17 protein-coding genes are annotated in these 18,686 nt (G+C 71.7%); 13 read left to right on the top strand and 4 right to left on the bottom strand.

Annotated elements, in window-relative coordinates:
• Nucleotides 1-129 precede the first annotated feature (129 nt).
• Genes Afe05nite_RS21885 through Afe05nite_RS21860 form a run of 6 tightly spaced genes read left to right on the top strand, consistent with a single transcriptional unit; the run spans nucleotide 130 to nucleotide 5,482 of the window.
• Complete coding sequence (locus tag Afe05nite_RS21885; RefSeq protein WP_203819021.1) at nucleotides 130-1,722, top strand: ABC-F family ATP-binding cassette domain-containing protein; 1,593 nt, start codon at nucleotides 130-132, stop codon at nucleotides 1,720-1,722.
• 4 nt (nucleotides 1,723-1,726) lie between these two features.
• Nucleotides 1,727-2,668 (top strand): tyrosine-type recombinase/integrase, encoded by a 942-nt coding sequence (locus Afe05nite_RS21880; protein ID WP_203819020.1) that lies wholly within the window; start codon nucleotides 1,727-1,729, stop codon nucleotides 2,666-2,668.
• Nucleotides 2,669-2,722: 54 nt separating this feature from the next.
• Complete coding sequence (locus Afe05nite_RS21875; protein ID WP_203819019.1) at nucleotides 2,723-3,559, top strand: undecaprenyl-diphosphate phosphatase; 837 nt, start codon at nucleotides 2,723-2,725, stop codon at nucleotides 3,557-3,559.
• Nucleotides 3,556-4,464, top strand: a complete 909-nt coding sequence (locus Afe05nite_RS21870) for a DUF3626 domain-containing protein (protein ID WP_203819018.1) — start codon at nucleotides 3,556-3,558, stop codon at nucleotides 4,462-4,464. Before Afe05nite_RS21875 ends, Afe05nite_RS21870 begins: the two co-directional genes overlap by 4 nt.
• On the top strand, nucleotides 4,461-4,955 hold the full coding sequence (locus tag Afe05nite_RS21865) for a GNAT family N-acetyltransferase (protein WP_203819017.1): 495 nt from the start codon (nucleotides 4,461-4,463) through the stop codon (nucleotides 4,953-4,955). The genes Afe05nite_RS21870 and Afe05nite_RS21865 overlap by 4 nt, the downstream gene beginning before the upstream one ends.
• Nucleotides 4,956-4,972: 17 nt before the next feature.
• Entirely contained in the window at nucleotides 4,973-5,482 is a 510-nt protein-coding gene (locus tag Afe05nite_RS21860; RefSeq protein WP_203819016.1) for an NUDIX hydrolase, read from the top strand.
• Between the two features lie 28 nt (nucleotides 5,483-5,510).
• Here Afe05nite_RS21860 and Afe05nite_RS21855 read toward each other — a convergent pair whose 3' ends face one another.
• Genes Afe05nite_RS21855 through Afe05nite_RS21845 form a run of 3 tightly spaced genes read right to left on the bottom strand, consistent with a single transcriptional unit; the run spans nucleotide 5,511 to nucleotide 8,971 of the window.
• Nucleotides 5,511-5,993 (bottom strand): NUDIX hydrolase, encoded by a 483-nt coding sequence (locus Afe05nite_RS21855; protein ID WP_203819015.1) that lies wholly within the window; start codon nucleotides 5,991-5,993, stop codon nucleotides 5,511-5,513.
• 10 nt (nucleotides 5,994-6,003) lie between these two features.
• On the bottom strand, nucleotides 6,004-7,452 hold the full coding sequence (locus Afe05nite_RS21850; RefSeq protein ID WP_203819014.1) for a class I adenylate-forming enzyme family protein: 1,449 nt from the start codon (nucleotides 7,450-7,452) through the stop codon (nucleotides 6,004-6,006).
• Nucleotides 7,442-8,971 (bottom strand): NAD(P)-binding domain-containing protein, encoded by a 1,530-nt coding sequence (locus tag Afe05nite_RS21845; RefSeq protein ID WP_203819013.1) that lies wholly within the window; start codon nucleotides 8,969-8,971, stop codon nucleotides 7,442-7,444. The genes Afe05nite_RS21850 and Afe05nite_RS21845 overlap by 11 nt, the downstream gene beginning before the upstream one ends.
• Nucleotides 8,972-9,034: 63 nt before the next feature.
• Here Afe05nite_RS21845 and Afe05nite_RS21840 point away from each other — a divergent pair, with 63 nt between their 5' ends.
• From Afe05nite_RS21840 to Afe05nite_RS21810, 7 genes are read left to right on the top strand one after another with little or no spacing between them, the layout of a single operon-like run.
• Entirely contained in the window at nucleotides 9,035-10,555 is a 1,521-nt protein-coding gene (locus Afe05nite_RS21840) for an aromatic amino acid ammonia-lyase (protein ID WP_203819012.1), read from the top strand.
• A gap of 36 nt (nucleotides 10,556-10,591) precedes the next feature.
• A complete protein-coding gene (locus Afe05nite_RS21835; protein ID WP_203819011.1) occupies nucleotides 10,592-12,091 on the top strand; it encodes an FAD-dependent oxidoreductase in 1,500 nt (499 codons plus the stop codon).
• A complete protein-coding gene (locus Afe05nite_RS21830) occupies nucleotides 12,088-13,056 on the top strand; it encodes an alpha-hydroxy acid oxidase (RefSeq protein ID WP_203819010.1) in 969 nt (322 codons plus the stop codon). The genes Afe05nite_RS21835 and Afe05nite_RS21830 overlap by 4 nt, the downstream gene beginning before the upstream one ends.
• Entirely contained in the window at nucleotides 13,053-14,315 is a 1,263-nt protein-coding gene (locus Afe05nite_RS21825; protein WP_203819009.1) for a cytochrome P450, read from the top strand. Before Afe05nite_RS21830 ends, Afe05nite_RS21825 begins: the two co-directional genes overlap by 4 nt.
• The gene (locus Afe05nite_RS21820; RefSeq protein WP_203819008.1) at nucleotides 14,312-15,553 is read left to right on the top strand and encodes a cation:proton antiporter; all 1,242 of its coding nucleotides are present in this window, start codon (nucleotides 14,312-14,314) and stop codon (nucleotides 15,551-15,553) included. Before Afe05nite_RS21825 ends, Afe05nite_RS21820 begins: the two co-directional genes overlap by 4 nt.
• Nucleotides 15,554-15,612: 59 nt before the next feature.
• On the top strand, nucleotides 15,613-16,266 hold the full coding sequence (locus Afe05nite_RS21815; RefSeq protein ID WP_239118064.1) for a response regulator transcription factor: 654 nt from the start codon (nucleotides 15,613-15,615) through the stop codon (nucleotides 16,264-16,266).
• Nucleotides 16,263-17,528 carry a sensor histidine kinase gene (locus Afe05nite_RS21810; RefSeq protein ID WP_239118063.1) on the top strand — a complete coding sequence of 422 codons (1,266 nt, stop codon included), beginning with the start codon at nucleotides 16,263-16,265 and terminating at the stop codon, nucleotides 17,526-17,528. Before Afe05nite_RS21815 ends, Afe05nite_RS21810 begins: the two co-directional genes overlap by 4 nt.
• Here Afe05nite_RS21810 and Afe05nite_RS21805 read toward each other — a convergent pair.
• The gene (locus Afe05nite_RS21805) at nucleotides 17,515-18,669 is read right to left on the bottom strand and encodes an erythromycin esterase family protein (RefSeq protein WP_203819007.1); all 1,155 of its coding nucleotides are present in this window, start codon (nucleotides 18,667-18,669) and stop codon (nucleotides 17,515-17,517) included. The two genes, Afe05nite_RS21810 and Afe05nite_RS21805, sit on opposite strands and share 14 nt — an antisense overlap.
• Nucleotides 18,670-18,686: the final 17 nt, after the last annotated feature.

The raw sequence follows: 18,686 nt of genomic DNA, 5'->3' as shown, positions 1-18,686 counted from the left end.
CACGAGGCGATCTGAATCCGGGAGCGGCATTCTCCATGTGATAGCGACCCCGCACTGAGTGCGTGTCCGGGCCTGGCAGCGCTGGCCCGGGGCGTTGTTCCTGCTGGTGTCGGCTTTGGGGAGTGTTCCTTGTTGAAGGCTGTTTCGGTCTCGTACGCCTACGACGGTGATCTGCTGTTCGCGGGTTTTGATCTGGTCCTGGGAGACGGTGACCGGGTCGGGGTGGTCGGCCCCAACGGTGCTGGGAAGACGACGTTGTTGCGTCTTCTGGCGGGTGAGCTCACGCCGGTCAGCGGGAGTGTCACGTACGGCCCGGGGAGACGGGTTGGTTATGTGCCGCAGCAGATGCCCGATCCGGACGGCACGGTGGGGGCGTTCCTGGTCGGTGGTCTGGGTGAGCTTGCCGGGGTGACGGCGGCGTTGCGCGGGCTGGAGGCGCGGCTGGCGGACGGCGAGGACGTGCTGGCCGAGTTCGGGGTCGTTCAGGAGCGTTGGACGGCGTTGGAGGGTTGGTCGGCGGAGTCGCGGCTGGTGGAGATCCGGCAGCGGCTCGACATCGCGGAGCTGCCGGATGATCTGCCGTTGAGTGCGGTCAGCGGTGGTGAGCAGGCGCGGCTTCTGTTGGCGCGGGCGTTGCTGGATGAGCCGGATCTGTTGTTGCTGGACGAGCCGACGAATCATTTGGACGCGGAGGGTGCGTCCTGGTTGCAGGGCTGGTTGCGGGAGTTCGCGGGCGGGGTTCTCGTGGTGAGTCATGATCGGGCGTTTCTGGATGCTTCGGTCACGCGGATCGTGGAGTTGGACGGCATTCACGATGAGCCGCAGGACTATCCGGGTGGTGGTTATTCGGCTTACCGGGTGGAGAAGCAGCGTCGGTGGGAGCGGTTGCTGCTTGATTTCGAGGCGCAGGAGAAGGATCGCCGGCGGTGGGAGGCGGACATCGAGCGGACGAAGGAGCAGGCGCGGGGGGTCGAGTCGGCGGCCGGGTTGGGGGTGGCGGGTCCGCATCTGAGGCGGGTGGCGCGGTTGGTGGCGCGTAAGGCGAAGGTGCGGGAGCGGCGGTTGCGGCGGCAGATGGAGTCGACGCGGTGGATCGCGCGGCCGGCGTCGCGGCCGCCGTTGACGTTGCGGTTCGCGGCGGATGAGGCGCCGGCCGGTGAGGTTGTGGTGGAGCTTCGCGGGTTGCGGGTGGCGTTCGGCGAGCGGGTGTTGCTGGACGGGGTGGATCTGCGGGTGCGGCGTGGTGACCGGGTGCTGGTGACTGGTCGTAATGGTGCGGGTAAGACGACGTTGATGCGGGCGTTGGCCGAGGCCGGTGGGGCTGAGGTGGGGGTGTTGCCGCAGACCGGTGATGGTTTGCGGTCGGATGTGACGGTGATGGAGTTCTTCCGGCAGCGGGTTCCGGTTTATGTGGACGATGCGGAGCGGTTGTTGCTGGGGCATCAGTTCGGCCCGGATCAGTGGGATGCGCGGATGCGGAGTTTGTCGTCCGGTGAGTTGCGCCGGTTGGTGTTGGCGGTGCTGGTGAACGGGCCGGCGCGGGTGCTGGTGCTGGATGAGCCGACGAACTTTCTGGATTTTGAGGCGTTGGATGTGGTGGAGGAGGCGTTGCGGCGGTTCCGGGGGACGGTGATCACGGTGACGCATGATCGGTATTTCGCGGAGGCGGTCGGGTCTGAGCGTCACTGGCATGTCGCGGGTGGCCGGGTGAGCGAAAGCTGAGACGATGGGCGCCATGCAGGTGGTGCCGAGGCAGGGTGGCGGCGCGGTCGCCGAGTTGGGTGCGGCGGAGCAGGTCACTGAGGCGTGGCTGTCGAATCGGAGGTTGTCGGAGCACACGCGGGCGGCGTACAGGCGTGATGTGCATGGCTGGTTGGGGTGGTGCGCGGAGCGTGGGTTGGAGCCGTTGCGGGCGTCGTTCCTGGATGTGAACGCGTATGCGCGGGGGTTGGAGGCGCGGCGGTTGGCGCCGGCGACGGTGGCGCGCAAGTTGTCGGGGTTGTCGAGTTGGTATGACTTCCTGGTCAAGTTGCGGGCTGTGGACGGTAATCCGGTGGGTGGGGCGGATCGCCCGTACGTGTCGAGGGATCATTCGGAGACTGTGGGTTTGTCGCCGGAGGAGGTCGACGCCCTGTTGGGGGTGGCTCGGGCGGCGGGGCCGCGGCATCGGGCGGTGGTGACGTTGCTCGCGGATCTGGGTTTGCGGGTGGGGGAGTTGGTGGGCCTCGATCTGTCGGATGTGGGTGTGGAGCGCGGGCATCGGACGGTGCGGTTCGTCGGTAAGGGTGGTCGTTCGCGGCGGCGGGTGCTGACTGTGGAGGCGGCGGCGGCGCTTGATGATTACCTGGTGTCGCGGGGTGGCGGGGATGGTCCGTTGTTCATGACGTCGACGGGTGGGCGGATCGATCGGCATGCGGTGTTCCGGTTGATCCGGCGGTTGGCGCGGGAGGCGGGGATCCCGGCGGCGGATCGGTTGTCGCCGCACTCGTTGCGGCATGCTTTCGCGACGGCGGCGCGGGCTGAGGGTGTGCCGCTGGAGGATGTTCAGGATGCGATGGGGCATGCCGATCCGCGGACCACGCGTCGTTACGACCGGGATCGGCACAATCTTGATCGTGATCCGGCGTACACCCTTGCCGCCGCGCGTGCCCGCCGCAGTCAGGGGTGACGGGTCCCCCTATGCTTTCCGGCGGTCAGGGGTTCGGGACAAAGGTGGTCGGGTGTGAACATTGTCGAAGCAGTGCTGCTCGGGGCGGTGGAGGGTTTCACCGAGTTCCTTCCGATTTCCAGCACCGGTCACCTGACGATCGTCGAGAAGTTGCTCGGTTATGAGATCGATTCGCCGGACATCACGGCTTTCACGGCGATCATCCAGTCGGGTGCGGTGTTCGCGACGCTGATCTTCCTGTGGAAGGACATCGTCCGGATCGTTCCGGCGTTTCTGCGGGGCCTGTTCAGCAAGGCGGGGCGGCAGAGCCCGGATTACAAGTTCGGCTGGGCGGTGATCATCGGGACGATTCCGATCGGGATCATCGGGTTGACGTTTCAGGACACGATCGAGAGCACGTTGCGGAGCCTGTGGTTCGTCGCGGTGGCGTTGATCTTGTGGTCGGGGGTGATGGCTTTCGCCGATCATGCGGCGACGCAGGTGCGGCATGAGGGCGACGCGACGTGGAAGGACACGCTGATCATCGGTACGGCGCAGTGTCTGGCGCTGATTCCGGGTGTGTCGCGGTCGGGGGCGACGATGTCGGCGGGTCTGCTGCGTGACTTCGACCGGGTGACGGTGACGAAGTTGTCGTTCTTCCTGTCGATCCCGGCGTTGTTCGGGGCGACGATCCTGCAGGTGCACGACTATGCGCCGCAGATCGCCGACGGGGTGGGGTGGGTGAACACGGCGACCGCCACGCTCGTGTCGTTCGTCGTCGGGCTGGCGGCGGTGTCGTGGCTGCTGAAGTTCATCGCGAAGCATTCGTACAGCATTTTCATCTTCTATCGGGTGGTTCTGGGTCTGCTGCTGATCGTGCTGCTGGCGACGAACACGATCGAGCCGCGATGACCGCTGCGGCGCGGCGGGCCCTGGCGCATGTGCGGGGTCTGTTCACGTCGCCGGGTCCGGCGGGGTTGTTCGACCGGGTGCCGATAACGGTGAATTTCCATCCGGACCGGTTGCTGGCGGATGGGTCGTCGGTGGCGGAGCGTCTGGCCGGTGAGGGTGTGTACCGGACGCAGTTCGAGACGGGGATCTCGAACGGTGGTCTGGGCGGGGAGCGTCCGGCGTGGGAGGAGCGGATGTTCCCGGGTGTCTACGCGGGCCCGGCCGGGCGGCCGATCTACGGGGGTCTGAACCTGGCGGGTCATCCGGACGGGGCGTCGCCGCGGTTCGGTAGCTGCCATCTGGTGCTTGATCCGGGGGTGTCGCGGCGGGCGACGTTCAGTCATGGCGACAGTGTGATGTTGCCGTCGGTGGTGGGCACTGCCGAGACGTTCGGTGCGGTGTGGGCGGCGTTGCTCGCCGAGGTGACGGCTCGTGGTCAGGCCCTCAACGTGGCCGCCGGGACCGCTGAGGAGTGGGTGGTGGCGCTGGCCGAGCCGCGCACCGTGGCCGGCCGGGCCCTCGACGACTACGTCGAGGCGCAGGTCCACGGCGGGATCACCGTGGGCGAGGATGTCACGGCCGTCGTTGCCGACCCGTCTTTCCGAGGTACGGCGTACGAGCCGCTCCTGCGCTCGCTCGCCCCGCGGTTGCGGTGGGCGCCGGGGTTCCGCCTGCCGGCCGACGATTTCCCGGCCGACCTGCGCGGGCCCGAGGTGCCGCCGCTGGCTCGTCGGATCGCCGAGCGGTTCGGGGTGGACGTGCTCGACGCGGAGGTGATCGGCCGGGCCGCGCGGGGCGACGCCGCCCGGCTTCAGCTGGTCAAGTATCTGTGGCACATCCTGGTGCTGCGGGGCCGGCCGGCGTGAGGACCGCCCGGTTGTCGCTGCGCCGGCCGGTGCCGGCGGATGCCGCGGCGGTGCTGCGCATCCACAGTGATCCGCTGGCCTGTGCGCACAACCCGGGCGACATGATCTTCACGTGGGCCGAGGCGGTCACGCGTTGTGCGGCGTGGATCGGGCACTGGGAGCGGTACGGCTTCGGCTATCACGTGCTGCGCCGGCTCGACTCGGATCGGGTGATCGGGTTCTGCGGGGTGAAGGTGGTGCGGCTGCACGACCTGCCCGTACTCAATCTGTTCTATCGCCTTGAACCGGCGGCCTGGGGTGCGGGGCTGGCCGGTGAGGCCGTCGCCGCCGTCATCGGGTCGGTGGCCGGGGAGCCGTTGCCGGTGATCGCGCGGGTGCGGCCCGCGAACGTCGCCTCGGCGCGGGTCGCCGCTCGGGCCGGTCTGCGCCGGGCCGAGCATCTGGACACCGAGGGCGAGGACGGCGTCGACTGGATCTGGGCCTCGCCCTGATCACCTAGGGTGGCGTCATGCCCGTCTCGCCGTACATCGTCGCCCTGCGTGAGCACATCGGACATGATCTGCTTCTGCTGCCCAGTGCCACCGCGGTGGTGTTCGACGACGGTGGGCGGGTGCTGTTGATCCGCCGGGGTGACAACGGGCGCTGGTCGTTGCCGTCCGGGATGATCGATCCGGGGGAGCAGCCGGCCGACGCGGCCGTGCGGGAGGTGCTCGAGGAGACCGGGATCGTGGCCGAGGTCGACGTCCTCGCCGGGGTGGCCACCCACCCGGTGGAATATCCCAACGGGGACGTCTGCGAATACATGAACGTGTGGTTCCGGTGCCGGGCGGTGGGTGGCACCCCGACCGCGGACGGGGACGAGTCGCTGGAGGTCGGCTGGTTCGCGCGGGACGCGCTGGCCGGCCTCGACGAGTGGGGTGAGCTGCGGCTGCGCACCGCGGCCGGTGGGCGGTCCGGGTGGTTCCAGCCGGCTGGGGCGGCCCCGCATCCGGCGCTGACCCGGCCGGACGCCCTCTAGGCCCGCTCGGTCGGGCTTGCGCCTCGACTCAGAACCCGCGGGGCGTGTCGCACCAGGGCGCCGCGTCCCTGGCCGCGGTCGTCTCGATCCGCAGCAGCGCCGACCGGCCCAGTCCGGCCGGCAGCGCGTCCGGCGGGAACCAGCCGACCTCCAGTGATTCCTCGCCGTCGGGGCGGGCCTGTCCGCCGGTGGGCCGGCAGCGGAACCACGCCACCAGATAGTGGCAGCGGTCGCCGTTGGGGTAGACCGACTCGTGCATGTCCACCCCGCCGAGCCGCTCGATCTCGACGCGCACACCGGTCTCCTCGAGCACCTCCCGCACGGCCGCGTCGGCGGGCTGTTCCCCGGGTTCGACCATCCCGGCGGGCAGCCCCCAGGTGCCGTCGTCGGTGCGGCGCATCAGCAGGATGCGGCCCGGTTCGTCGCGCACCACCGCGCTGACGCCCGGTAGCAGCAGCAGGTCCGTGCCGATGTGCGCGCGTAGCGCCGTCACGTAGGGGGAAGCGGGCATGTCCGCCAACTTATCGGCCGGGCGCACGGGCCGGGGTGCCGGTGGGCGTCGGCGGCGGGCGCAGCCGGGATTTGTCGGGTTTACCGGCCGCGGTCAGGGGGACCCGGTCGATCAGGGTGACGGTGGCGGGGGAGCCGGAACCCGGGACCAGGGCTCGTAGTTCGGCCGGGTCGGGCCGGGCGCCGGGGGACGGCACCACGAACGCGTGCACGGCCTCGCCGGTGTCGTCGTCGGGGGCGCCGATCACGTAGGCCTCGGCTACGCCGGGGTGCGCGGCCAGGGCGCGTTCGACGGCGCCGGCGTGCACGAGTTCGGCGTGCACGAAGATCACGTCCCGGGCGCGGCCGACGAGGTGCAGGCGGCCGTGCGGGTCCAGGGTGGCGAGGTCGCGGGTGCGGACCCAGCCGTCGGTGAACACGTCGGCGGTCTCGGCCGGGTCGTTCCAGTATCCGCAGGCCTGGGCCGGTGTACGGACGTACAGTTCGCCGTCGCGCAGGGACAGCCGTACCGCGGCGGGCGGGCGGCCCACGGTGGTCAGGGTGTCGGGGTCGGCCAGCATCTCGGCCGGGGTCAGCATGGCGATCATGCCGGTCTCGGTCTGGCCGTAACCGTGGAAGATCACCGGGCCGAGGACGTCGAGGGCGGTGCGCAGGCGGCCGGGGTCCAGCGGGGAGCCGGACACCATCAGGGCCCGCAGGGTGCTCAGGTCGGCCGGGTTCGACCGCTGGTCGCGGACCAGTTGGTGGAGCCGGCCGACGGTGATCACGCCGGCGGTGCCGCGGTGGCGGGTGATCGCGGCGGGGTAGCCGGGCGGGTCGGCGGCGACCAGGGTGCCGCCGGCGGCCAGCGACAGCACACCGTACTCGAGCATCACCTGGCTGGTCAGGGAGCCGAACACGAGGTAGCGGTCCAGGCGGGTGGCGAGGTCCCGGATGGCCGGCGGCCACCGGTCGGGGTGGGCGGCCCAGGCGGCGGTCAGGGCGGCGTACGTCTGGACGCAGCCCTTCGGTCGCCCGGTGCTGCCGCTGGTGTAGATGACCCGGGCGGCGTCGCGCGGGCGGCCGGCCGCGCGCAGCGGCTCGCCGTCGTCGGGCGTGGTCAGCAGGGCGGTCAGGCGGGACCGGTCGAGGACGGTGGCGTCGGCTTGGGCGAGCACGTCGTCGAGTTGGTCGGGGCGGCACGCCACCACCCGGGCTCCGACGGCGAACGCGGCGAGGACGGCGGCGAACGCCTCCGGGTCCACCCCGAGCGCCGGCACCAGGCCGTCGCCGGGGCGTACGCCCGCGTGGCCTAGCCCGGCGGCGATCCGGCGGATCAGCGACGACATCTGGGTGCCGGACACGTGCCGCTCGCCGTGTTCGAACACGGTCCGGTTCCCGGCCGCCGTCAGCAGGTCGAGCACCGCCTGCGGCCACACCGCCCCCGGATCCGGGGCCTCGGCGGAGGGGTCAGAGGGCATCGGCCAGGACCGACTTGAGGAAGGTGGACAGCGGCTGCTGGTGCACGGGTGGCAGGTTCCACTCGTTCTCCAGGTTCTCGGCCAGGTGGTGGGTGGCCACCAGGCCGCCGTCGCGGTAGGCCCGCACGACCGGGTGCAGGTAGGAGGCGTCGGCCGCGGCGGCGGCGTCGTTCTCGGCGACCCGGGGGACGGTGATGTCGAACGGGTCCACCTCGTCGTGATGCGGGCCGTACTCCAGGGTCACCGCGAACGCCAGCCCGGCACGGTGGGTTTCGCGGAAGTACGCCACCGGCATCTCCTCGCGGTAGGTGGCGCGGGCGGCGTGCACCTCGATCACGTCGGCCAGGACGGCGAACTGCTGCCACAGGCCCGACGTGCGGTTGATCCGGGCGATGACGGCGTCGGTGATGGCCTCGGGGGTGGGTTCCAGGGCGGTCGCCGGCCAGGGACGGGACTGGTGGCGGGCGTTCAGGATGCGGTGCAGGGCCCGGGTGCCGTAGCGGAAGCCGTGGATGAAACCGTTCGTCGACTTCTTGAAGTCGCGTTGCTGGGTGATGGTGCCGGCGAAGTAGAGGCCGGGCACGTTCACCGATTCGAACGCGGGGGTCTGCGCCGGGAAACGGTCGTTGATGGCCAACTCCGGGCGGCAGGATTCGTCGAAGGCCGACGCGTCGAAGGCGAAACCGGTGCAGGCGATGACGCGGTCGTAGTCGAGGATGCGGAGCTTCTCGACCGTACGCGCATAGCGGAAGGTGACCCGCAAGCCGCCGCCGTCGCGCGCGGTGATGTCCTCGATGGTGCCGTCCAGGACGGAGTTCTGAGATTTCAGCTGGTACGTGTCGAGGAAGTTGTTGTTCACCGCCCGCAGGTGACCGACGTAGTGGGTCTGCCAGGCGAGCCGCACCGCGTGCGGGCCGGCGACGTGGATGACCGCGGCGGTCGGGGTGAGCGCGTCGGCGGTCTCGAACGCCGAGTTGCCCTTGCCGATGATCAGGACCCGCTGGTTGACGAAGTCGGCGGGGTCGGTGCTGACCGTGTCGTAGAACTCGGCGTGGGCGATGCCCGGGATGTCGGGCACGTGGATGCGGGAGACCCCGGTTGCCATGATCAGGCGGCGGGCGGTGAACGGCTCCGCGCCTGCGGTCACGACGAAGACGCCGTCCCGCCGGGAGATCCGGGTGACCCGGGTGTCGAAGCGGATCCGCAGGTCCGCGGCCACGTCGCCGAGATAGCGGACCAGATCGTCGGCGGCCGGGAAGTACGCGGAGCTGTAGTCGCGGAACGAGCGGGTGTCCAGCAGCGAGTTCCAGTCCGAGCGCAGGTTGAACTCCGGATCGTCGGACCCGGTCCACACCTTGTTGATCGAGATGAGCTGGCGGTGCCGCGGGTAGGTCCGGAAGAACGTCCCGGCCGACGGGCCCGCCTCGAGCACCAGGTAGTCGTGACCGTCCCGGTCGAGCAGGGACGCGAGCTGCAACCCGGCCGGACCGGCCCCGATGATCAGGTAGTCGTGCGTCATGTGCCGCAACGTAACCGGGCGATTTCAGAGGCTTCTGAGATTACGTCCCTAACGTCCGCGGGCATGGACCTCGCCGCCCCGCTCCACCCGGACGATCTCGCCCGAGCCGCCCAGCCGATCGAGGTGACACTGCCGGCCGCCCACCGAGCACGGATCACCGAGAGCCGCGCGTTCCTCGGCAAGATCCTCGGCGAGGACCGAGCCGTCTACGGCAGCACCACCGGGTTCGGTGCGCTCGTCGGGTTCAAGGGCCGCGACGACCCGCGCGACCAGGCCGACAACACCCTCGCGCACCTCGGCGCCGGGCAGGGCCCCGACCTCGACCCCGCGCTGGTCCGGGCCACCGTCCTGGTACGGGCGCGGTCGCTGGCCCAGGCCGCCTCGGGCGTGTCCCCGCATGTCGTCGACGCGCTGATCGCCATGCTGGCCACGACGTTCGCCCCGGCGGTGCCCCGGTTCGGGTCGGTCGGCGCGAGCGGCGACCTCATCCCGCTCGGCGCCGCGGCGCAGGCTCTGCGGGGACGAGGATTCGCGTACGTCGGCGGCAAGCGCATGCCGGCCGCCGAAGCCCTCGCCGAAGCCGGCCTGGACCGGTTGCCGCTCGACGGGCGCGACGCGCTCGCGCTGGTCAACGGCACGTCCCTGACCACCGCGGCGCTGACGCTGGCGGCCCGCCAGGTCCGGAAGATCGCGGCGGCCCAGCAGGACCTGACGTGCCTGCTCACCGACCTGCTCGGCGTCGACCCGCAGTTCCTCGACGAGCGGCTGATGCGCCGCTACGCCCACCCCGGCGCGATCACCGTCGCGGCCAGGATGCGCGCCGCCCTGGCCGGGCCCGGCGAGCAGTCCGGCGCCACGCGACCCGGGGCCGGCGAGCAGTCCGGCGCGACCCGCGAACAGCCGGGCGGGAAGCGGCCGCTGCAGGAGCCGTACAGCATCCGGTGCTCGCCGCAGCTGTTCGGTGCGGCCGAGGACGCCCTGCGCTACATCGATCAGGTCGTGGCGGCCGATCTGGCCGGGGTCAGTGACAACCCGCTGTTCTTCCCCGACGACGACAGCGTGGTGCACGGCGGCAACTTCTTCGGCCAGCCCGCCGCGTTCGCCGCCGACCTGCTCACCACGGTGCAGGCGCAGCTGGGCAACCTCGCCGAACGGCAGCTCGACCTGCTGGTCGACCCGCACCGCAACGGTGGCCTGCCGCCGATGCTCGCCGCCGGTCCCGGGCAGCAGCACGGCCTGCAGGGTGTTCAGCTCGCCTCGACCGCGCTGATCGCGGAGATCCGCCGCGACGCCATGCCGGCCGGGATGCAGAGCCTGCCCACCAACCTGCACAACCAGGACGTCGTACCGTTCGGCACCCAGGCCGCGCTGCGTGCCCTGGACCAGGCCGAACTTCTTCGGCTGATCTGCGGTTCGCTGGCCCTCGGGCTGCGTCAGGCCGCCTACGTCGGCGCGCGCCGGCCCACCGGCGGGCGGACCGGTGAGCTGCTGGCGGAGCTGGAGCAGATCGACCCGGTCGACCCGGACCGGCCGCTGGAGCAGGACGTACGCCGGGCCGCGGCGATCTGCTGCGACCGATACTGATATTTCTCTGATTTCCGGTTCCTACCGTCAGCAAGCGTGACGCTCGATTACCTGATCATCGGGGCCGGTCCGGCCGGCCTTCAGCTCGGCGCGCTGCTCGAAGCCGGCGGCGACAGCGACTACCTCATCCTCGAAGCGGCCGACGTGCCCGGGGCGTTCTTCCGGACGTACCCGCGGCACCGGCAGCTGATCTCCATCAACAAGACGCACACCGGCACCGACGATCCGGAACTCAACCTGCGCCTGGACTGGAACTCGCTGCTCAGTGCCGACGGGCCGCTGTTCACCGGCTACACCGGCCGCTACTTCCCGGACGCCGACGTGATGGTGCGTTACCTGGCCGACTTCGCCACCAAGACCGGCGTGCGGATCCGGCACAACGCCCGGGTCACCCACATCACCCGCGACGGCGACGACTTCGTGGTGACCGCCGACCGGCAGTACCGGGCCCGGCGGGTGGTGATGGCCACCGGGGTGTCCCGGATGTACGTGCCCGACATCGCCGGGATCGAGCTCGCCGAACGCTACGACACCATGCCGACCGACCCCGCCGACTTCACCGACCAGCGGGTGCTGATCCTCGGCAAGGGCAATTCCGGGTTCGAGACCGCCGACAACCTGATCGAGACCACCACGCTGATCCACGTGGCCGGCCCGCACGACGTGAAACTGGCGTGGCGCACCCATTTCGTCGGGCATCTGCGGGCGGTCAACAACAATTTCCTCGACACCTATCAGCTGAAGTCGGCGAACGCGATCCTCGACGGCGACGTCCGGGAGATCCGCCGTGACGGCGACGACCTGGTGGTGACGTTCGCGTTCGCCCGGGCCGACGAGATCACCAAACAGCTGCGCTACGACCGGGTGCTGGCCTGCACCGGGTTCGCGTTCGACGCCTCGATCTTCGACGATTCCTGCCGGCCGGAACTGGCCATCAACGACCGTTTCCCGGCGCAGACCCCGGCCTGGGAATCGGTGAACGTGCCCGGCCTGTACTTCGCCGGCACCATCACCCAGCAACGCGACTTCAAGAAATCCACGAGCGGTTTCATCCACGGCTTCCGCTACGCGGTGCGCGCGCTGCACAAGATCCTCGATCAGCGGTACGCGGATCGGCCGTGGCCGGCGACGCGGACCGCCGACGTCACCGCGGCGATCATCGCGCGGGTCAACCGGTCGTCGGCGCTGTGGCAGCAGTTCGGGTTCCTCGCCGACGTGGTCCTGCCCGACGGCCGTTACCTCGAAGAGATGCCGGTCGAGCTGTTCCACGAGCAGTACCGCACCGGCCTGCTCGTGACCCTGGAGTACGGGCCGGACCACGACCAGGTCGACCCGTTCGACATCTCGGTCAACCGGATCAGCCAGAACCACCCCGGTCAGGCCCACGACGCCGCCTACCTGCACCCGGTGGTGCGGGCCTACCGCGACGGGGTCCTGACCGGCACCCACCACCTGGCGGAGAACCTGGAGAACCGGTGGGACCGCCCCGACGTGCACGTCGCGCCGCTCGCCGACTTCCTGCGCCGCCTGCCATGAACCCCGTGCACCGGGATTTCTTCGACGGCGGTGCCGGCGAGGAACGCACCCTGCGCGACAACGAGGCCGCCTTCCGGCGGCGCCGGATCATCCCGCGGGTGCTGCGTGGCACCGGCCCCCGCGACCTGCGCACCACCGTGCTCGGCACCGACCTGTCGATGCCGCTGCTGATCGCCCCCACCGCCTTCCACCTGCTCGCCCACCCCGCCGGGGAGGCGGGCACGGCGCAGGCGGCCCGGAGCGCCGGGGTCGCGATGGTCGTCAGCATGGCCGCCACCCAGCCGATCGAGCAGATCGCCGACACCGGCGCCGCCCTGTGGTTCCAGCTCTACCCGCAACCCGACCTGGACTTCCAGGCGCGGCTGCTGGAGCGCGTCACCAAGGCCGGCGTCGAAGGCATCGTCGTCACCGTCGACTCACCGGTCCTCGGCACCCGCACCCGGGACCTGCGGAACGGTTTCACCGACCTGCCGCCCGGGCTGGCCTGCCGCAACATGGACGGCCGGGACATCGCCATGGACGACCGGCTCGGCTGGCCGCACATCGACCGGCTGCGCCGCGCCACCGACCTGCCGCTGGTGCTCAAGGGGATCCTGCATCCGGCCGACGCCGCGCTGGCCGTCACGCACGGCGCCGACGCGGTGATCGTGTCGAATCACGGCGGCCGGCAGCTCGACGGCGCGATCGCCACCCTCGACGCCCTGCCCGCCGTGCTCGACGCCGTCGGCGGGCGCGTGCCGGTGCTGATCGACGGCGGGATCCGCACCGGCACGGACATCCTGGTGGCGCTGGCCCTCGGCGCGACCGCGACCCTGGTGGGCCGGCCGGTCGTCGACGGACTGGCCCGGGCCGGCGCGCCGGGCGTACGGGAAACTCTGGAAACCCTGCGCGCCCAGCTCGACCACGCCCTGGCCCTGGCCGGAGCGCAGCGACCGGCCGAGCTGAGCCCGGACCTGATCGCATGAACGCCGTCGTCCGGTTCCGCGAATGGATCTTCCGGCGGGTCAACGGCGACGAGGGGATCCCGGTGCCGGGGCCGCTGGTGTCCGCCGAGGACTTCGCCCGCGTCTACGCCGACCCGGCCGCCGACGGGCGCAGCCGCGGCGCCGGACTGTCCGACCTGTTCTGGTACTGGCTGGCCCCGGGCCCGCAGATGCACCAGGAGCATCTCGAGCCGGGGGAGCGCTACCGGACGGTGGCCCGGACCACCCGCAAGGTCCTCGCGGTCGGTGCGCGCCGCAGCGACGAACTCGCCGGTGCCGCCACCCGCCGCCGCCTGCAGGCGTTGCCGGCCGGGACCGTCCACGTGCGGCTGCGTGACCTGGTGATGCCGATCTGGGCCGAGGTCTACTACGAGCTGGTCTTCGGCGAGGCCTGCCCGCCGCCGGTGCGGGACCTGATCGTCGCCAACGCCGACGACGTCGTCACCGCCCTGAAAGGCACCGGGCTGCGGCACATGGCCCGCCGGGACCGCCTCACCCGATATCTGCTGGCACGCCTGCGCGCGGGCACCTGCCCGGTGACACTGCCCGCCGAGTTCACCGATCAGGAGACCGCCTGGTACCTGCAGGGCGCGTTCTTCAACACCGCCGTCGTGCAGATGTCCGAGGCGATGGCGCACATCCTGCTCTGCGCCGCCACCGGCCCGGCCGTCGAGGTCGACGACGACGACGCCCTCGACCGGCTCATCGACGAGACCCTCCGGGTGCACCCGCTGTTCGGCATCGCCCACCGCATCACCTCCGCGCCGATCGCCGGCACCGGCGACGTCACCCTGCCCGCCGGTTCCGTGCTGCTGTTCAACTACCTGGCCTTCCAGCGCACCGGCCCGGCCGGGGACGCCGCCTTCGACCCGTCCCGGTGGGAACGGATCAACCGCAAGGACGCCCATTTCATCCCGTACGGCGTGACCGCCAACCGGGCGTGCCCGGCCCGTGGGGTCGCACCGGTGATGCTGCGCGCCGCCACCCGGGAGATCCTGCGCCGCTACGACGTCGCGTCCTCCGCCGAGCACACCCGTTCGCTGCCCAGCCGCGGGCCCGCCTACCTGACCCCGGCCGGGCGCCCCGGTCCCGGCCCGGCCCGCCTCGCCCTGATGCGGGTCCGCGACCGGTGGGCCGACGCCGGCCGGTCGATCCAGCAGCTCGTGCTCGGCACCTGGATGGTCGTCGACGCCCGCCGGCAGCGACTGTGCACCACCTACTTCGAGGAGGTACCCCGGTGACCCCCACCGAGCTGGCCCCGCGCTTCTTCGTCGCGGTCGCCGTCATCCTGATCTTCTGCAAGATCGTCGCGTGGCTGCTCGGCAAGGTCGGCCAGCCGCCGGTCGTCTCCGAGATGCTCGCCGGGGTGCTGCTCGGACCGTCCCTGCTGGGCCTGCTGCTGCCCGGGGTGCAGGCCGCCCTGTTCCCGCCCGCCCTGTACCCGGTGCTGTACGTCGTCGGGCAGGTCGGGCTGGTGCTGTTCATGTTCCAGGCCGGCTACGCGTTCACCGCGCACCGCGTCACCCGGCTCGCCGGGACCGCCGGCGCGGTGTCGCTGGCCGGCGTGACGGTGCCGCTGCTCCTCGGGGTCCTGCTGGTGGTGGCGGCGGGCGACGCCGTCGACATCCGCCCGGCCGGGGTGTCGATCGGGGTGTCCGCCGTGTTCGTCGGGGTCGCCCTGGCCATCACCGCTTTCCCGATGCTCGCCCGGATCATCACCGAACGCGGCCTCGCCGGCACCCGCTTCGGTTCGCTGTCGCTGGCCAGCGGGGCCATCGACGACATGGTCGCGTGGATCCTGCTGGCCGTGGTGCTCGCCTTCGCCTCCGGGGCGGTGCTGCCGGCCGTCGTCACCGTCGGCGGCGCGATCCTGTTCGGGCTGGCCGCGTGGCTGTTCGGCCGCCGGGTCGCCGCCGCGGTGCTGCGCCTGGCCGAGCCGGCCCGCATGATCGGCATGGTCGGCCTGCTGTTCCTCGTCGCGTTCTACACCGACGAGATCGGCCTCTACGCCGTCTTCGGCGCGTTCGTCGTCGGCGCGGTGATGCCGCACGGCGTCGCCGCCGACCGGATCGTGGAGACCCTCACCCCGGTCGCGTCCGCCCTGTTCCTGCCGCTGTTCTTCACGTTCTCCGGGTTGCGCACCGAGTTCGGGCTGCTCGGCGACCCGGCCGTGCTGCTGTTCGCCCTCGCCTGCGTCACCGTCGCGATCGCCGGCAAGTTCGGCGCGTGCTGGGGGGCCGCCCGGCTGCGGGGCGAACCGCAGGACGTCGCCCTGCGCGTCGGCGCCCTGATGAACGCGCGGGGCCTGATGCAGCTGATCGCCCTGAACGTCGGCCTGGAAGCGGGCATCGTCAACGCGTCACTGTTCACCGTGCTGGTGCTGGTCGCCCTCGTCACGACGCTGATGACCACCCCGATGCTGTCCTGGCTGGACCGCCGCCGGCCGGTCGCCGTGCCCGATCCGGTACTCGTAGGTTGATTTGTTGTGAGTTCAACTTTTGACTATCCAAGCGTCCCTCTATCCATCAGTATCAATGCATGCGGCTGCTGCTGGTGGAGGACGACCCGGAACTGTCCGAGATGCTCACCGACACCCTGAGCGACGAGGGCTACGACGTCGACCAGGCCGCCGACGGCCAGCGCGGCCTGCACCTGGGCCTCACCCGCACGTACGACGTGATGGTCATCGACCGCCTGCTGCCCGCCCTCGACGGCCTCGACCTGCTCGCCCGGCTGCGGTCGCGGGCGGTCCCGGCCCGGGCGCTGATGCTCACCGCACTGGGCACGGTCGCCGACCGGATCGCCGGACTCGACGCGGGCGCCGACGACTACCTCGCCAAGCCCTTCGACCTCGACGAGCTCAGCGCCCGGCTGCGCGCCCTGTGCCGGCGGGTGCCGGACTCCGCGGGCGCGCTGCGGGTCGGACGCGGGCTGATCGACCTGGCCGTACGCGACGTGGTGCTGCCCGGCGGCGGCCGGGTGTCGCTGTCGGCCCGCGAGTTCGAACTGCTGCGCGTGCTCGCCGCCCGCCCGCACCAGGTGCATTCCCGCGCCCAGCTGCGCACCCGGGTCTTCGACGAGGCGGCGGCCGCGTCCCTGGTCGACACCTACGTCTACTACCTGCGCCGCAAACTCGGCCGTGACGTGGTGCGCACCGTGCACGGCCTCGGCTACCGGCTGGGGGCGCTGTGAGCACCGAGGGCCTGATCGTGCGCCGCGCCCGGTGGCGGATGGGCCTGTTCGTCGGGCTCGCGGTGGGCGCGCTGCTCACCCTGGTCGGCGCCATCTCGTACGCGACGTTGGTGGCCAGCCAGGAACGGCAGATCCAGCGGGAACTGTCCTGGGGGGCCCGCTACGGCAGCATCTCCGGCCCGGTCGGCTGCAACTGGATCATCAAGCTGCAGGACGGGGTGGTCCGCTCCGGGCCGGTCCCGCCGCCGCCCGGCTTCCCCGACCGGCCGGCCCTCGACCGGGTCGCGGCGGGCGGGCCGACCGAGATCACCACCGTGGACGCCCCCGGCACGGTCCTGCACGTGCGCACCCAAGCCACCCCGACCGGGGCCGTGCAGGTCGTGTTCGACGCCCGCTACCAGATCGCCGACCGGCGGCACCTGCTCTGGGCGTTCACCCTCGCCGCCGGTTTCGGCCTGCTCGCCGCGTCGGTGACCGGCTGGATCGTCGGCCACCGCTCGGTCGCCCCGCTCGCCGAGGCGCTGGCCCGGCAACGCCGGTTCGTCGCCGACGCCAGCCATGAGCTGCGCACCCCGATCGCCCAGGTGCACACCCGCGCCCAGATGCTGGCCCGTCGCTCCGACTCGGGCCCGGCCGAACGCCGCGACCTGGAACGCCTCGTCGGCACCACCCGCCGGCTCGGCGAGATCGTCGACGAACTGCTCCTGTCCGCCCGGCTCGCCGCCGCCCCCGACGACGGCCCGGTCCGCGAACCGGTCGACCTGACCCTGCTGGCCACCGACGTCGTCGCCGGCGAGACGGCCCGCGCCACCGAACGCCGGGTGACGGTCAAGCTCGCCACCCCGGGCGGCCCGCTGCCGGTGGCCGGCATCCGCTCCGCCCTGCACCGCGTCCTGGCCGAACTGCTGTCCAACGCCCTGACCCACACCCCCGCCGGCGGCGAGATCACCGTGACCGTCCGGGCGGTCCGCGACACCGCCGAACTGGTGGTGGCCGACACCGGCGCCGGGTTCGACCCGGCCGACTCGGCCCGCCTGTTCGACCGTTTCCACCGGGGCGCCGCCGCCGGCGACCGCCGTTTCGGGCTGGGCCTGGCCCTGCTCAAGGAAGTGGTGACCGGGCACGGTGGCACCATCACCGCCGAGGGCCGCCCGGGGCGCGGTGCCACCTTCACCGTCCGCCTGCCGCGCATCCCCACCCCGGTCCGGCAACCGGTGCGCCGCCGCATGTGGCCGGCCGGGGAGAAGGTCAGCAGTCCTTGACGAAGGCGATCGCGTCGTAACCGGTCACCTCGGCCGGATCGAGCGGGGCATACCCGAACCAGGGGGACACCCGGCGCTGCGGGCTCGGGCCCGACCGGTCGGCGGCCAGCCGGTGCGGGTCCAGCAGCAGGCGGGACCCGGGCATCGCGTACAGCAGGCCTTCGACGGTTTTCGGGGGTGGGGTCCCGACGCCGCGGCGGTCGATGGTGCCGAGGGCGGTGCCGACGACCGCGTAGCTCTGCCGGGTGGCGGTCAGCGCGCCGGCGCTCCACCACTGCGACGAGTGCTCGCCCAGCCGGATGCTGCTCTGCGGGCGTTGCAGGTGCGAGTTGTGCGCGAAGGCAAGGACCGGGGCGCGTTCGGCGAGGGCGAGCAGGTTCGCGGCCATCATCGAGGCGCGCACCCCGAGCAGGGCGGGGATGCGGGCCGGGGAGTCGTCGGCCATCCAGCGGTGGTAGCGCATCAGGCCGGTGGCGGTGCGGCCGTACAGGCGGGCCCGGTCCCATTCGTCCGGGGTGCTGGTGGCGATCAGGTGCGGGGCCTGGGCTTCGAGCACGGCGGCGAGGTCGTCGGCGATCAGCCGTAACCGGACCGCGGCGGGGGTCGCGCCGATCGAGCGGGACGGGTCCATCATCGCGGCCGGGTCGGGCCAGCGCTCGTCGTCGCCGATCAGCTCGTCGAGGGCGGCGGCCGGGACCGGGACGTCGACCCGGGCGGCCAGATAGGCGTGCAGTTCGGTGAGGGCCTGTCGTGGGCCGGCGGCGCCGGTGATCTCCAGCGGGCCGTCGAAGCCGGCGAACCGGACCCGGTCGGCGGCGGGCCGGCCCTCGTTGTGGGCGCGCATCCACCGCAGCAGGTCCCGGTTGCCGCGGCCGGCCCCGAACTCGTGGCTGATGCCCCGGGCCAGGACGTCGTCGAGGTCCCCGGCGCCGGTCGTGACGTAGTCGTCGACGAGCAGGCCCAGCAGGCAGTCGCTCTCGATGGCGATCGTCCGGTAGCCGTGGTCCTCGACCAGTTCCCGGAACAGGTCGTTGCGCATGTCGAGCAACGCGTCCTCGAAGTGGGTGGGTTCGCCGAGCGCGAGCACGCGTGGTTTCCCGGCCAGCAGGCCGAGCAGGGTGGTGGCGTCGAAAGCGGTCATGCCCCTGAACAGTATCG

Source organism: Paractinoplanes ferrugineus (assembly GCF_016862195.1).
GTDB classification, from domain to species: domain Bacteria; phylum Actinomycetota; class Actinomycetes; order Mycobacteriales; family Micromonosporaceae; genus Actinoplanes; species Actinoplanes ferrugineus.
This window is presented reverse-complemented; position numbering and strand designations above follow the sequence as displayed.

Bases quoted from the DNA above. Each gene is read 5' to 3' on its own strand.
- Afe05nite_RS21850 (WP_203819014.1), bottom strand. From the start codon at position 7,452: ATGCCCTCTGACCCCTCCGCCGAGGCCCCGGATCCGGGGGCGGTGTGG.
- Afe05nite_RS21840 (WP_203819012.1), top strand. From the start codon at position 9,035: ATGGACCTCGCCGCCCCGCTCCACCCGGACGATCTCGCCCGAGCCGCC.
- Afe05nite_RS21880 (WP_203819020.1), top strand. From the start codon at position 1,727: ATGGGCGCCATGCAGGTGGTGCCGAGGCAGGGTGGCGGCGCGGTCGCC.
- Afe05nite_RS21815 (WP_239118064.1), top strand. From the start codon at position 15,613: ATGCGGCTGCTGCTGGTGGAGGACGACCCGGAACTGTCCGAGATGCTC.
- Afe05nite_RS21825 (WP_203819009.1), top strand. From the start codon at position 13,053: ATGAACGCCGTCGTCCGGTTCCGCGAATGGATCTTCCGGCGGGTCAAC.
- Afe05nite_RS21855 (WP_203819015.1), bottom strand. From the start codon at position 5,993: ATGCCCGCTTCCCCCTACGTGACGGCGCTACGCGCGCACATCGGCACG.
- Afe05nite_RS21860 (WP_203819016.1), top strand. From the start codon at position 4,973: ATGCCCGTCTCGCCGTACATCGTCGCCCTGCGTGAGCACATCGGACAT.
- Afe05nite_RS21870 (WP_203819018.1), top strand. From the start codon at position 3,556: ATGACCGCTGCGGCGCGGCGGGCCCTGGCGCATGTGCGGGGTCTGTTC.
- Afe05nite_RS21845 (WP_203819013.1), bottom strand. From the start codon at position 8,971: ATGACGCACGACTACCTGATCATCGGGGCCGGTCCGGCCGGGTTGCAG.
- Afe05nite_RS21830 (WP_203819010.1), top strand. From the start codon at position 12,088: ATGAACCCCGTGCACCGGGATTTCTTCGACGGCGGTGCCGGCGAGGAA.
- Afe05nite_RS21805 (WP_203819007.1), bottom strand. From the start codon at position 18,669: ATGACCGCTTTCGACGCCACCACCCTGCTCGGCCTGCTGGCCGGGAAA.